The organism is Zhongshania sp. R06B22 (assembly GCF_040892595.1).
Classification (GTDB): Bacteria; Pseudomonadota; Gammaproteobacteria; order Pseudomonadales; family Spongiibacteraceae; genus Spongiibacter; species Spongiibacter arctica.
Window position 1 is genome coordinate 1162686 of sequence record NZ_JBFRYB010000001.1, and the last position, 12300, is coordinate 1174985.

At 50.8% G+C, this 12300-nt stretch carries 15 protein-coding genes; 11 read left to right on the forward strand and 4 right to left on the reverse strand.

The features are described 5' to 3' along the window. Nucleotides 1-7: 7 nt before the first annotated feature. The 4 genes from AB4875_RS05260 to AB4875_RS05275 all read left to right on the forward strand — a co-directional run bounded on the left by AB4875_RS05260 (nt 8) and on the right by AB4875_RS05275 (nt 3115). Entirely contained in the window at nt 8-655 is a 648-nt protein-coding gene (locus AB4875_RS05260; protein WP_368375003.1) for a TetR/AcrR family transcriptional regulator, read from the forward strand. 146 nt (nt 656-801) lie between these two features. Further along, nucleotides 802-1752, forward strand: a complete 951-nt coding sequence (locus AB4875_RS05265; RefSeq protein WP_368375004.1) for an ABC transporter ATP-binding protein — start codon at nt 802-804, stop codon at nt 1750-1752. Continuing rightward, nucleotides 1749-2510 (forward strand): ABC transporter permease, encoded by a 762-nt coding sequence (locus tag AB4875_RS05270; protein ID WP_368375005.1) that lies wholly within the window; start codon nt 1749-1751, stop codon nt 2508-2510. Before AB4875_RS05265 ends, AB4875_RS05270 begins: the two co-directional genes overlap by 4 nt. 5 nt (nt 2511-2515) lie before the next feature. Further along, the gene (locus AB4875_RS05275) at nt 2516-3115 is read left to right on the forward strand and encodes an HAD family hydrolase (RefSeq protein ID WP_368375006.1); all 600 of its coding nucleotides are present in this window, start codon (nt 2516-2518) and stop codon (nt 3113-3115) included. Here the strand turns inward: AB4875_RS05275 and AB4875_RS05280 are convergent. Then, a complete protein-coding gene (locus AB4875_RS05280) occupies nt 3102-4103 on the reverse strand; it encodes a zinc-dependent alcohol dehydrogenase family protein (RefSeq protein ID WP_368375007.1) in 1002 nt (333 codons plus the stop codon). The genes AB4875_RS05275 and AB4875_RS05280 overlap by 14 nt on opposite strands. Nucleotides 4104-4294: 191 nt before the next feature. Here AB4875_RS05280 and AB4875_RS05285 point away from each other — a divergent pair, with 191 nt between their 5' ends. The 4 genes from AB4875_RS05285 (at nt 4295) to AB4875_RS05300 (ending at nt 7608) form a co-directional block, all read left to right on the forward strand. Then, nucleotides 4295-5185: an acyl-CoA thioesterase gene (locus AB4875_RS05285; protein WP_368375008.1), complete on the forward strand. Its 891-nt coding sequence runs from the start codon at nt 4295-4297 to the stop codon at nt 5183-5185. Nucleotides 5186-5286: 101 nt separating this feature from the next. Beyond that, on the forward strand, nt 5287-5835 hold the full coding sequence (gene ampD, locus AB4875_RS05290) for a 1,6-anhydro-N-acetylmuramyl-L-alanine amidase AmpD (RefSeq protein WP_368375009.1): 549 nt from the start codon (nt 5287-5289) through the stop codon (nt 5833-5835). Between the two features lie 3 nt (nt 5836-5838). Beyond that, nucleotides 5839-6693 carry a regulatory signaling modulator protein AmpE gene (ampE, locus tag AB4875_RS05295; RefSeq protein WP_368375010.1) on the forward strand — a complete coding sequence of 285 codons (855 nt, stop codon included), beginning with the start codon at nt 5839-5841 and terminating at the stop codon, nt 6691-6693. 36 nt (nt 6694-6729) lie between these two features. Continuing rightward, nucleotides 6730-7608 (forward strand): ROK family protein, encoded by an 879-nt coding sequence (locus tag AB4875_RS05300; RefSeq protein ID WP_368375012.1) that lies wholly within the window; start codon nt 6730-6732, stop codon nt 7606-7608. A gap of 92 nt (nt 7609-7700) precedes the next feature. On the opposite strand, the gene AB4875_RS05305 is transcribed toward AB4875_RS05300, so the two are convergent. Next, nucleotides 7701-8255, reverse strand: a complete 555-nt coding sequence (locus AB4875_RS05305) for a cob(I)yrinic acid a,c-diamide adenosyltransferase (RefSeq protein WP_368375013.1) — start codon at nt 8253-8255, stop codon at nt 7701-7703. Nucleotides 8256-8356: 101 nt separating this feature from the next. Between AB4875_RS05305 and cobU the strand changes: the two genes are divergently transcribed. Genes cobU through cobC form a run of 3 tightly spaced genes read left to right on the forward strand, consistent with a single transcriptional unit; the run spans nt 8357 to nt 10555 of the window. Further along, nucleotides 8357-8878, forward strand: coding sequence for a bifunctional adenosylcobinamide kinase/adenosylcobinamide-phosphate guanylyltransferase (gene cobU, locus AB4875_RS05310; protein ID WP_368375014.1), 522 nt, complete (start codon nt 8357-8359; stop codon nt 8876-8878). Between the two features lie 3 nt (nt 8879-8881). Next, on the forward strand, nt 8882-9928 hold the full coding sequence (gene cobT / locus AB4875_RS05315; RefSeq protein ID WP_368375015.1) for a nicotinate-nucleotide--dimethylbenzimidazole phosphoribosyltransferase: 1047 nt from the start codon (nt 8882-8884) through the stop codon (nt 9926-9928). A gap of 15 nt (nt 9929-9943) precedes the next feature. Continuing rightward, complete coding sequence (cobC, locus tag AB4875_RS05320) at nt 9944-10555, forward strand: alpha-ribazole phosphatase (protein WP_368375016.1); 612 nt, start codon at nt 9944-9946, stop codon at nt 10553-10555. 81 nt (nt 10556-10636) lie between these two features. Here cobC and AB4875_RS05325 read toward each other — a convergent pair whose 3' ends face one another. Then, nucleotides 10637-11413 (reverse strand): SHOCT domain-containing protein, encoded by a 777-nt coding sequence (locus AB4875_RS05325; protein WP_368375018.1) that lies wholly within the window; start codon nt 11411-11413, stop codon nt 10637-10639. Nucleotides 11414-11805: 392 nt separating this feature from the next. Next, nucleotides 11806-12249, reverse strand: a complete 444-nt coding sequence (locus AB4875_RS05330; protein ID WP_368375019.1) for a hypothetical protein — start codon at nt 12247-12249, stop codon at nt 11806-11808. Nucleotides 12250-12300 lie beyond the last annotated feature (51 nt).

The following is a 12300-nucleotide window of genomic DNA, read 5'->3' on the forward strand; positions in this document are numbered from 1 at the left end:
TGTCGCCATGATAAATACCGACAAATCTTCAGTTGAACCCTACCCATTGAGTGATAAGCCCTATCATCACGGGGATTTACGCCGCCAAATTCTTGATGAGGCGGCCCGCTTGCTGAAAGAAGAAGGGGAGGCGGGATTGTCCATGCGTAAATTGGCGCAGAATCTTGGGGTATCCCGCACCGCGCCATACCATCACTTCACCGACAAGCAGGCACTTTTGTGTGGCGTGGCGGAGGAGGGCTTTCGCCGCCTGCGAGAAGTCGTTCGGGCGCAGCCCTATATGGAAGGTGCGCAGATTAGTGAAGCGGCGGTGCGTGAATTTGTTCGACGCTATGTGCAGTTTTCCATTGATAACGCGGAATACTATGAGTTGATGTTCGGGGCGCGTCTATGGAAGTCTCAGCAGCTCACCGATTCGCTTAAGCTTGAGGCGTATGCCGCCTTTAAGATCTATCTGGAACACATACGTATTTGGCAGCAGTCCATCGGTAATACTAATATCGATGCCTTGCGTTTTGCCCAGGTTAGCTGGTCTACGCTGCATGGTATGAGTCGTTTATTGATTGATGGTATTTATCTTGATGCAACGGCCATCAATGTAATGAGTGACGCTGCTGCGAAGATGTTTTGGCAGCAGCTCTGCATGCCAGCGTAGATCGTTATATAATCTGCTCGCCTTGATTCGCCCTTACGAGGGTGCCGCACTACTGCTTGCCAAGGGTCCACACATCGCCGACACTCTTTGGCGATTTATTTTCAATTGCGGCCGCTCGCTTCGGTCGCTGTCAGTAAGGAGTGTTCGTGTCAGCCATTATCAGTGTTCAAAATTTGAACAAAATCTACGAATCTGGATTTCAAGCGCTAAACGACGTTTCTCTTGATATCCGCCGCGGTGAAATATTTGCGCTGCTCGGTCCCAATGGTGCCGGCAAAACAACCATGATTAGCATTATCTGCGGCATTGTGAACCCAAGCTCGGGCCTTGTTACCGCCGATGGTCATGACATCATTGATGATTTTCGAGCCGCGCGCAGCAAAATTGGCCTGGTGCCACAGGAACTCTGCACGGATGGTTTTGAAAGTGTGATATCCACCGTGAACTTTAGTCGCGGGCTGTTTGGTCGTCCGCCAAATAAGGCGTATATCGAGAAAATTCTGCGCCAATTATCCCTTTGGGAAAAACGCGATGCTCGCATTATGACGCTTTCGGGCGGCATGAAGCGCCGGGTGATGATCGCCAAAGCCTTGTCTCATGAGCCCGAAATTTTGTTTCTTGATGAGCCGACTGCGGGCGTCGACGTAGAGTTGCGTCGGGATATGTGGGACATGGTGCGCGACCTTCGCAAGCGCGGCGTCACCATTATCTTAACCACCCATTACATTGAAGAAGCCGAAGAGATGGCAGACCGTATCGGAGTAATCAGTCGTGGCAAGTTAATTCTTGTGGAAGAAAAAGATGCGCTGATGGAGAAACTGGGGCAAAAACAATTGCGACTGCAATTGCAAAAACCGCTGCTTGAATTGCCTGAGGAATTAAAAAGTTACCCCTTATCTCTGACCCATAATGGCTTAGAGCTGATATACCACTTTGATACTACCGGCGATCAAACTGGTATTGCAGATTTATTCCAGCGCTTAAATGAACATGGTATCGACTACAAAGATATACAGTCTAAGCAGCGTTCCTTAGAGGAAATATTTGTGAGTTTAGTCACCGAGCGAGCGACCCCTGCAACGGAGGCCGCAGAATGAATATTAACGCGATAAAAGCGATTTATAAATTTGAGTTAAATCGAACCTGGCGCACTATTATGCAAAGTATTGCGTCACCGGTAATCTCTACCTCACTGTATTTTGTGGTGTTTGGATCGGCGATCGGTTCCCGTATGGTTGAGATTGACGGGGTGAGCTACGCGGCATTTATTATCCCTGGTTTGGTTATGCTCGCACTGCTGACTGAAAGTATTTCCAATGCGTCCTTTGGTATTTATTTTCCTAAATATAACGGCACCATTTATGAAATTTTGTCGGCGCCGATTTCTGCGAAAGAAATCGTATTGGGCTATGTCGGTGCGGCTACAACGAAGTCAGTGATTGTTGGCAGCATTATTTTAATTACCGCAAATTTATTTGTCGATTATCATATTGCGCACCCTTTTTGGATGGTGACTTTCTTAGTGCTTACTGCGGCTACGTTTAGTCTATTTGGCTTTATTATTGGCATTTGGGCAGATGGTTTTGAAAAACTGCAGGTTGTACCGATGCTGATCGTGACGCCGCTTACCTTTCTGGGTGGCAGCTTCTATTCAATTAGTATGTTGCCGCCGCTGTGGCAATCTATCACCTTGGCAAATCCGGTGGTGTATTTGATAAGCGCCTTTCGCTGGAGCTTTTACGGCGTCTCGGATGTCAATGTGGGTGTCAGCGTGGCAATGATTTTATTATTTATGGGGCTATGCTTGCTCGGTATTGCATGGATATTTCGCACTGGCTACCGTCTAAAGAGTTGAGTTCGATGTTGGCAAATGTTTCCGCAGTGTTATTTGATTTGGATGGCACGCTCATTGATTCCGGCTTAGATTTTCAGCTGCTGCGCAAGAACTTGGCGTGTCCAGCAGACGTAGACATACTAAGCTATTTGGCTGATTTGCCGACGCCGCAGCAACGCGCTGAGGTAGAGCAAACCATACATGAATTTGAAATGGCGGGCGCCGCACTATCCACGTGGATGCCGGGCGCTGAAGCGTTGCTCGAGGCATTAGCTAGGGCGGGAATTAGCACTGGTATAGTGACCAGGAACACCCGCGCAGCCTTTGATGTGTGCAGCAAGCGCTTAGCAATACCGCCAATTGACGTCATCACCCGTGAAGATGCCCCTGCCAAGCCTGACCCTACCGGCTTACTGAATTTAGCCGCGAAGTTTTCGGTCTTACCTGGAAATGCCATTTACGTAGGTGATTATGTTTACGATTTACAGGCCGCCAGAGCAGCTGGGATGCGGAGCTGTCTGTATGATCCTGGTGGTGATGCTAGCTTTGCAGATTTGGCGGACATCCGTATCCGTCATTTCGATCAGTTGGCGACGCTGTTAAACGCGGCTATTAATACTCGATAACAATTTTTCCAAAATGCTGCCCTGTTTCTTGGTAGCGAAATGCTGCGCCGAGCTCTTCTAAGCCAAAACTGCGATCGATGACCGGGCGTATACCTGAGGTATTGATCGCTTTTACCATGGCATTCTGCATATCTGCACTGCCTACCGAAATCCCCGTCATCCGCAGTTGCTTGCTAAACATCTTGGGTAGCATTAACTCCGCTGTGAAGCCGCCGAGAACACCGATTAGCGATATATGGCCGCCGACGCGAGCCGCGTTGATGGAACTCGCTAGGGTAGCGTGACCGCCAATATCTAAAACATGGTCGACGCCTCCGTCCGAGAGTTTATTAATAGTCGCTCCCCATTTTGGATCGTTTTTATAGTTGATGACCTTATCTGCGCCCAGCTGGGTGAGTCGCTCAGCTTTGTGGTCTGAAGACGTTGTCGCATAGATATACGCACCTGCTGCTTTGGCGATTTGGAGCGCGAATACTGACACTCCGCCGGAGCCCTCTATCAGCACCGTATCCCCGGCTTGCAGCCGGCCTTCAACAATCAGTGCGCGCCAGGCCGTGAGTGCGGCGCAGGGCAGGGTTGCCGCTTCGGCGTAGCTATAGTTGAGAGGTATTGCGGTTAATGAATCTTGCGATACGCATGATTTCTCGACCGCACAGCCGTTAACCGTATCGCCGGTCACGGCGCGGGTTTTGGCTTTTGTGGCTTGGCCCTCTAGCCAATTTGGGAAAAAAGTCGACATCACTTTATCGCCCACCTGCCATTTGCTGACGCCTTCACCTGTGGCAATAACATCACCGGCGCCGTCAGACATTGGAATTCTGCCATCTTCAACAGCAAGGCTGCCATTGGCGACGAGATAGTCATGGTAGTTTAGTGAGCTGGCCCGCCACCGAACCAATATTTCGCCCCGCCCGGGTGTGGGTTCTAGTGCGTCAGTGACGGTGATAGTGTCCAGTGACACGGGCTTATTGATGGATACGACGCGCATTTGAGTCTCCGGTGCGGCTTGAATATTTAGCGGGCTTGCGGCGAATATGGACGCAATCATAGCAAACTTATTTCTGCGCTGTATTTGCGCCGCAACTGTCCGCTAGCTTTTTTTAGAAAGCGTGCAGCGCAGTACTGTAACTATTTCCGATAGAGCTGTTGTATCCTAGTGTTTGGGATATAGGGGTGGTTATGAGCTTAGTGGAAGACTTTGTCGCACATTTAAAACTTGAACAGATTGGCGACAATGAGTTTGTCGGCTACAGCCCTTATTCAGCGGCAAAGAGTCATGTTTATGGTGGGCAGGTTTTGGGACAGGCCTTATTCGCGGCGAGTTGGGGCCTTGATGATCGCCAATGCCATTCTTTAAGCGCCCAGTTTTTGCGAGCAGGGAGCTTGGATGGAGCGATTCATTTCAAGCTTGAAAAGCTCCGTGATGGCCGTAATTTCAGTGTGCGACGAGTGTCTGCGGTGCAGGCTGGGCGGGAGCTGCTAACACTAGATGCCTCATTTCATGTTGACGCTCAGGGGTTTGATCAGCAGCCGACCATGCCCGAGGTCTTGGGGCCGGAATCGTGTCGCTCAATGACGTCTTACAAGGATAATTTCCAAGCGCTGGGTTTGGATAGGCTTTATGATTTTTTTGTGACCCAGAGTATTTTTGAATTCCGTTGTATAGAGCTGCCCTCTTATTTAGAACTGAGCAATCGTCCGGCGGCGCAGCGGATGTGGTTAAGGGCCGAGCAAGATATACCCAATGATCAAGCCTTGCAGCGCGCAATGTTGGCGTATGTCAGCGACCATAATTTTATTCGCACAGCCTCTTTGCCTTATCGCCAGCAGATCTCTAAGCAGCCATCTCAGATGGCGACCTTGAATCATTCGATGTGGATTCATCGGCCCCTTAATCTTAGCGATTGGCATTTATACGATGTTCACAGTGCGAATTGCTTTGGCGATCGAGCCTTAGTGATCGGTCATATATTTGCCCAAACGGGTGAGCTGGTAGCGACAGTTGTGCAAGAGGGTTTGCTGCGCTTACTTGATGGCGATGAGCACGCGGCGTTTAGTGAGAATACTTAAATAATAACGACAAAGGTTTTATAGATTGATGCGGGCTAGGCCATCTTGTTATTGGCCTGCGGCGCCCAAAAGACTGATACCACTATTCAAGGTAAGGAAATATGTACCTAATAGAGCCCTCGGGCTGGCTGGCCAATGCGATTAAGCATCCGTCGCCAAACTATAATCAGCGCCCAGACTGGGCTGAGATTAGTCTGCTCGTTATTCACAATATCAGCTTGCCTGCGGGCCGATTCGGTGGACCCTATGTCCATCAGCTATTTAGCAATTGCCTAGATTGTGACGCCCATCCTAGCTTCGACGATTTACGAGGCCTTAATGTCTCTGCACATGTATTTATTGATCGAAATGGCACAATCCACCAATTTGTTTCTTTTAATGACCGCGCCTGGCATGCCGGTGTGTCGCAGTTTGACGGTCGGGATAGCTGCAACGATTTCAGTATTGGTATCGAGCTGGAAGGCGCCGATGATATTGTCTATACGCAGGCCCAATACAGAGAGTTAATAGCGGTCACCGAAAGCGTGCAGAGCTACTATCCCGCCATCACCGCAGCACGTATAGTTGGGCATTGCGATATAGCGCCGGGGCGTAAAACCGATCCGGGTTCGGCATTTGATTGGGTCTCTTATAAAAATGCATTGGGATAGATTATGGAATTTTTTGCAATTCTAATTGCTTGGGCGGCGGTGCAATTTTGGGGTAGTGGCGGCGTTATCCAGGAAGATAATTGGTTTATAAGCTACCGAGAGAAAACGACCGGCGTGGCCAATAGTAGCCTGCGATTATTATTACTGGTCGGGCTGCCAGTGTTTGGCGTGTTTATAGTGCTGTGGTGGCTGGCGCCGATATTATTTGGTCTGCCGGTGTTCTTGCTAAGTGTTGCCTTGTTGCTCTATAGCTTGGGACGCGGTGATTTTCAGATATTGCTCAAACTCTATCTTAATAGTTGGCAGCGTGCCGATTTGGAAGGTGCTTATCAGCATGGTCGCGGATTTAGTGCCGAGCTCTGTGAAACCGGCGCTGATAACGCACTGCAACTTCATTTAAGCGTTCGCAAAGCGATGTTTTACCAAGGTTTTGAGCGCTGGTTTGCGGTGGTATTTTGGTTTGTATTAGCGGGCCCTGCGGCCGCCTTGGCCTATCGTTTATTATTCCTGCTCGCCAATGACGATCAACTTAAACAGCAAGATCGCGACCGCGCTGCCGCCGTTTTGGTCTATATGGAATGGTTGCCGGTTCGGCTCTTGGTGCTTGCCTTTGCCGTCATCGGCAATTTCGACAGTTGTATCGCCTCAGTGCGAGAGAATTTTAAAAGCCAGCAGCCTTCAGCTGAGCTTTTAGATACGGTGGGAATGAAGGCGCTACCAGTCTACTTGCCTGAAGGGCAGGTAGACGGTGAGCAATTTATAAAATTGGCGGCGGAGGAATTGTCGGCAGTTCAGCATTTACTGTCTCGCAGCTTGTTAGTGTGGGTGTGTGTGGTGGCAGTGCTACAGTTGATATAATGACCGGTGTATTAATAAAATTAGAGGGAGCTTATTTTGCGGATTGGCGTTGATCTTGGCGGTACAAAAATTGAAGGCGTTTTGCTGGCGGACGGCGGTGAGCAACTTGCAAGGGAACGGGTTGCAACCCCCGGTCATAGCTATGAGGCAGTGGTAGAAGCCATTGCCGCGCTGGTCGAACGCTTGCAGGCAAAAGCCAGTGGTGCAGCGACGGTGGGGCTAGGTGGCCCAGGCGCAATATCTTCAGTAACCGGCTTAATCAAAAATAGTAATACCCTTGCCATTAGCGGTCGAGCGCTGCCCGCCGATGTGGGCGCTAGACTCGGCTGTGAAGTGCGCTTTAGTAACGACGCCAATTGCTTTGCGCTGTCTGAAGCAGTGGATGGAGCGGGCGCAGAATACCCGACCGTGTTTGGCGTTATTATCGGCACCGGCACCGGTGGGGGCGTGGTAATAGATAAAAAAGTACTGGCCGGTGTGAACAGTATTGCCGGCGAGTGGGGGCACAACTTAATGCCCGGTGCGACAGAGGCACGGCGCTGCTATTGCGGGCGGCTAGACTGTATTGAAACCTATTTATGCGGTGGAGGCTTAGCCAAGAGTTATCGGGTGGCCGGTGGTGAAGCGATTATGGCCCCAGAGATAGCCAGCCGCGCCGCGGTGGGTGAGGTCTTAGCCACAACCGTGCTGGACAATTACTGTCGGCAACTGGCGCGGGCACTGTCAGGTGTTATCAATTTGCTCGATCCCGCTGCGATTGTGCTGGGTGGCGGGGTATCGAATATCGATATTATTTATCAAAAAGTCCCGCAGTATTGGATGGAATATGTCTTTAGCGATAATTGCATGACGACCTTGGTGAAAGCAAAATACGGAGATAGCAGCGGTGTGCGGGGCGCGGCATGGCTGTGGTGAATGAGTGCGCGGCTCGATTTGATTAAGCCTGTTCTCTCAAGTCTTGTTTTCACGAGCGGCGCAGGGAAAACAAGACCGTAAAGCAGTTGGGTTTATCGTTTGTCTGCCTGCAGCCACAGCACTTCTTGGCTGCCATTGCGGCGCGCTAGCAGTCTGGCCATAACAAATAAAAAGTCTGACAATCTATTTAAATATTGCCGGCCAGTCGCATTAACCTCATCCGTTTTGTTCAGTGCAACCAGGCAGCGTTCAGCGCGCCGACATACTGATCGGGCGATATGGCACAGAGCTGCGGGTTTATTGCCGCCGGGTAGAATAAAGTTTTTCAAGGGCGGCAAGTCTTCGTTTAAGGCATCTAAACTGCTTTCTAGTTCGCCAATGCGCTCGGCGCTAATCATGGTATAGCCGGGTACGGCAAGTTCGCCACCGAGATCAAATAGATCGTGTTGAATACGCGCCAACAAGGGCATATAGGCATCATCGGAGGGGAGTTCCGCCATTAATAAGCCAAGAAAGGAATTGAGTTCGTCGACTGTGCCGATGCTTTCCATGCGATGATGGTCTTTGTCGATACGCGAGCCATCGCCGAGTCCGGTGGTACCGTCATCGCCGGTGCGAGTATAAATCTTAGATAATCTATGTCCCATATTTCCCTCTGTTGTGGCCCGTCTTGTAGAATAAGCGATTAACTATACGTCAGATCACTTCAGCGTGGCAGTATTGACAGTGATCTATAGGAGGCGTTGCAGTGCTGGAACTGTATCTTGGTGGTGCGCGGTCGGGTAAAAGCGCTTTGGCTGAGCGCCGAATTCGTGAGTCGGCAAGTCATGTGCAGCGAGTTTATATTGCCACCGCGACAGCGGGTGATGAGGAAATGACGGCGCGTATTGCCCATCATCAACGTCAGCGCAGAGATGATGGCTGGCAAACAATAGAGGCGCCAGAAGAGCTGGCAGCTGCCATTCGCAGTCATGCTGGCACAGATATCGCAATATTGGTGGACTGCTTAACGCTTTGGTTGAGCAATTGGCTAATGAAGGATGATTTGTCGCATTGGCACACTGCGCGCGATGCTTTTTACCAGGTGTTGCGCCAGGCCGATGGTCATATTGTATTGGTGAGTAACGAGGTGGGGCAGGGAATTGTGCCGCTGGGATCATTAAGTCGGCAATTTGTCGATGAATCGGGACGCTTGCATCAGGACCTCGCTGCGATGGCAGATAGGGTCGTGCTGGTTACCGCGGGTTTAGAGCAAGTTCTGAAAGGATAGAGTATGTCACATTGGTATGAGGAGTTAGCGCCAGAAGCTGACGAAGAATTTCGCGCTGCGGCGCAGGCGCGGCAGGCAAGTTTAACTAAGCCGCTTGGCTCCCTAGGTCGACTGGAAGATGTTGCCATTCAACTCTCCGCGGTCCAGCGGACACTGCAGCCCCATGTCGATAAAGCCTTGATCGCTGTTTTTGCCGGTGATCATGGTGTGACCACCGAGGATGTATCTGCCTATCCGCAGTCGGTGACCTCGGAGATGGTACGCAATTTTTCCAGCGGCGGTGCGGCGATCAGTATTTTGGCTAAGGCTATGGGCGTCGATTTTAAAGTGATTAACGTTGGCACGGTCTACGCACTGGAAGATCTGCCTAATGTGTTAGATATGCGCGTTGGTGCAGGCACCCAGAATATGTGCGTTACCGAAGCCATGACCTTGGATCAATGCGAGGAAGCCATGGCCGTCGGCCGCGATATTATTGATCAAGCCGGCGATATTGATATCTTTATTGGTGGTGAGATGGGTATCGGTAATAGCACCTCAGCGGCCGCGCTGGCGGTGGCGCATACCCGTTTGTCGGCAACGGCTATGGTGGGACGCGGCACCGGTATTAGCGACCAAATGTTGGCGAAAAAATCAGCGGTAGTGACCCGCGCTATGTCGCGGCATTTACCGCATATGAAAAATGGCATGGAAGTGATGCGTCGCATTGGCGGTTACGAAATTAGTGCCTTGGCCGGCGCCTATATTCGCGCCGCGCAGAAGGGTATAGCGGTATTGGTCGATGGCTATATATGCACAGCGGCGGCGATGTCGGCGGTGCGGATCAATCCCTCAATTCGTCCCTGGTTATTTTTCTCACACTGCTCGGCAGAACCCGGCCATGGCCGCCTGCTGAATAAAATGGAAGCTGAACCGCTGCTGCAGTTGGATATGCGATTAGGGGAGGGCAGCGGCGCGGCCTTGGCCCTGCCAATTATGCAGGCGGCCTGTCGGCTGCAAATAGAAATGGCGAGTTTTGAACAAGCCGGCGTCAGCCGCGGCGATAACTAAAGTAGGAATGCCGCTATGGCCAAGGTAATAACAACCAAAATTGACTTGTTACGTCACGGCGCTTGCGAAGGTGGCGAGATCTTTCGCGGCAGTACCGACGTTGCGCTCAGCGATCTTGGCTGGCAGCAAATGCGCGACAAGGTTGCGACTATGGGCGATGCTGGCTGGCATCATATTGTGAGTTCGCCGCTACAGCGCTGTCAGCGTTTTGCAGACATGCTGGCGGCAGAGCGCAATACACCCTTGGCAGTGCGTGACGATCTGCGAGAAATACACTTTGGCGATTGGGAAGGTTTGGCGCATGACGTTGCGCGTCAACGCTTTCCGCAGGAGTGGTCTGACTTTTGGGCGTCTCCCGCCGATGCTAGCCCGCCAAATGGCGAAGCCATGCCTGACTTTTGTCAGCGCATTACCACCGAGCTCGACGCGATTGCCCAGCAGTACCAAGGTCAATCGGTCTTATTGGTTGCCCATGGCGCCGTTATTCGAGTGATGATTTGCCATTGGCTTGGTATGCCCATGTCTTCAATGACCCGCGTGGGTGTTCCCTATGCTGGTCTTACCCGATTTAATGTCTACCACCAAGAAGGTAAAAAACCTTGGGTGCAGTTGGGCAGTCACTACTAGCGACCTGGTACAACATACAAAGTCGCTGCCGCTATAATTGCGGCAGTGACATAAAGTATTTAGCTAGGGCTCTAAGCGGTCTTAAAGGCGGCTGAGTAATTCGCGTTTTTTGGTATTAAACTCATCTTCGGTTAAGGCGCCGGCATCGCGTAATTGCGCTAATTTTTCTATCAATCCAAGGATGGTCTGAGTGTCTGTTGATGACGACGAATTTGCCCGTGGCGCATTGTTGCTGGAAGTTTGTTCCTGATATGTGGGCGCGGGTTTTTGCGGCGTTCGCGAGGCAAAATTAGTTTGTGGTGCGGGTGCAATACCGGGGCCGGAAATTAACGGCAAACTACTCACGGCTATGGTGCCAAACTGACTGCTAAAAGTGAGTGAGGTATTGCCACCCTGTTGCTGGCTGACGCCGCTAATATTGTTATTGAGCGTGTCGTATACCGACACCTGGCCATTCAACTCAATCGCTAAGCGATTGGGAAAGACCGCATAGCGGATATTGTTCTGTGAGCCACTACTAAAGGGCCTACCCAAATTTCCAGGCCACCAGTTCTGACTGCCGGGTGTGCCGGCGGGGATCACTGGGAACATTTGGTTATTGGCCAGTGCGTTAGCTAATTCACCACACAGGTTATTGACGGTATTCTTTAGTCCGTAGTTGAACATATCGCCTACCATAGTCATTCCACCGCGCATCCATTGGCCGGAACCGCCAAGCTCAGGGCAGTTAAATTGGGCCATGGAGCTGCCACCGTTGTTGACGGCAACCAGCATATGAATCACAGCATCTCGACTTAAGTTGTAGCGGCCTGACAGGTCATTGACGATATTGTTGCCGGCATCGGTTAACTGTTGCATAAGACTCTCACTGCGTTTGACGATAGAGACGTAAAGGCCCTTGGAAAAAACTGAGTAGTTGTCTGGGAGGCTAAGAAAGCGGAATAGACAAACTACAAAGTGACAGTGATATAACTGCCTGACAGTAAAACTAAGCTAGAGTGAGGCACCCTAGTGCAAGTCCGTCGTTCCTGAGCCACCCAGCTTGAGGCATGAAAAAAGCGGGGAAGCGGCTGAGGAATAGTGGCAGGTCAAAACTGAAACTCCAGTTTAACACCGTTTTATCTGAGGCCGCTGAATTTTGTGTCGGGCTTAATGACTATTTATCAACCGCCGGCCGGGCGCTAATCACGGCTATCAAAACTCATAGGCTAGCTTATTTTTACCCTAATGCGAATTGCATAAGGTCGGCTTCATTCTTGGGTGGCTGCACTTCCCGCCGCGGGGAAGACTTCCGGCGGGGACATAGCGCGGCTGCCCGCAATAAACCACTTGCCGTCACGGCGCTCAAATTTATATTCCGCGTAGTGGACTTGGCTTTCTCCTGCAGCAAATTTGCCAAAGCTACTTTTGTATTGCAGGTATGTCACGCTGTAGGGCTCTAATCTGCGCAAGCTCACTACGGTATCGAAATCTTCGGGGAAGCGCAGTCTCACGTGGGCGGTCGCTATGCCGGTTGTTTCTGTGGCCTCGATGGTTTTCACCGCAATATCTTCGACATCAAAAATAGCCGGTGTCGCCAGTGCTTCAAGATTATCGCGCAATAGGTTTTTTACCAAATAATCAGTAAACGGAATGGGCTTACTGCTACAAGCCAATAATAGAACGCAGGTGGAAAAAATAGTGAGCTTCTTCATCTGTCGAGCTTGTCTCCGTAACGACTTTGTAACAGTGCGATTTTTGAAATC

What these genes read in the sequence shown, in the direction of transcription:
- AB4875_RS05260 (WP_368375003.1), top strand. Translation starts at nt 8, where the DNA reads ATGATAAATACCGACAAATCTTCAGTTGAACCCTACCCATTGAGTGAT.
- AB4875_RS05270 (WP_368375005.1), top strand. Translation starts at nt 1,749, where the DNA reads ATGAATATTAACGCGATAAAAGCGATTTATAAATTTGAGTTAAATCGA.
- AB4875_RS05275 (WP_368375006.1), top strand. Translation starts at nt 2,516, where the DNA reads ATGTTGGCAAATGTTTCCGCAGTGTTATTTGATTTGGATGGCACGCTC.
- AB4875_RS05280 (WP_368375007.1), bottom strand. Translation starts at nt 4,103, where the DNA reads ATGCGCGTCGTATCCATCAATAAGCCCGTGTCACTGGACACTATCACC.
- AB4875_RS05285 (WP_368375008.1), top strand. Translation starts at nt 4,295, where the DNA reads ATGAGCTTAGTGGAAGACTTTGTCGCACATTTAAAACTTGAACAGATT.
- ampD (WP_368375009.1), top strand. Translation starts at nt 5,287, where the DNA reads ATGTACCTAATAGAGCCCTCGGGCTGGCTGGCCAATGCGATTAAGCAT.
- ampE (WP_368375010.1), top strand. Translation starts at nt 5,839, where the DNA reads ATGGAATTTTTTGCAATTCTAATTGCTTGGGCGGCGGTGCAATTTTGG.
- AB4875_RS05305 (WP_368375013.1), bottom strand. Translation starts at nt 8,255, where the DNA reads ATGGGACATAGATTATCTAAGATTTATACTCGCACCGGCGATGACGGT.
- cobT (WP_368375015.1), top strand. Translation starts at nt 8,882, where the DNA reads ATGTCACATTGGTATGAGGAGTTAGCGCCAGAAGCTGACGAAGAATTT.
- cobC (WP_368375016.1), top strand. Translation starts at nt 9,944, where the DNA reads ATGGCCAAGGTAATAACAACCAAAATTGACTTGTTACGTCACGGCGCT.
- AB4875_RS05325 (WP_368375018.1), bottom strand. Translation starts at nt 11,413, where the DNA reads ATGCAACAGTTAACCGATGCCGGCAACAATATCGTCAATGACCTGTCA.
- AB4875_RS05330 (WP_368375019.1), bottom strand. Translation starts at nt 12,249, where the DNA reads ATGAAGAAGCTCACTATTTTTTCCACCTGCGTTCTATTATTGGCTTGT.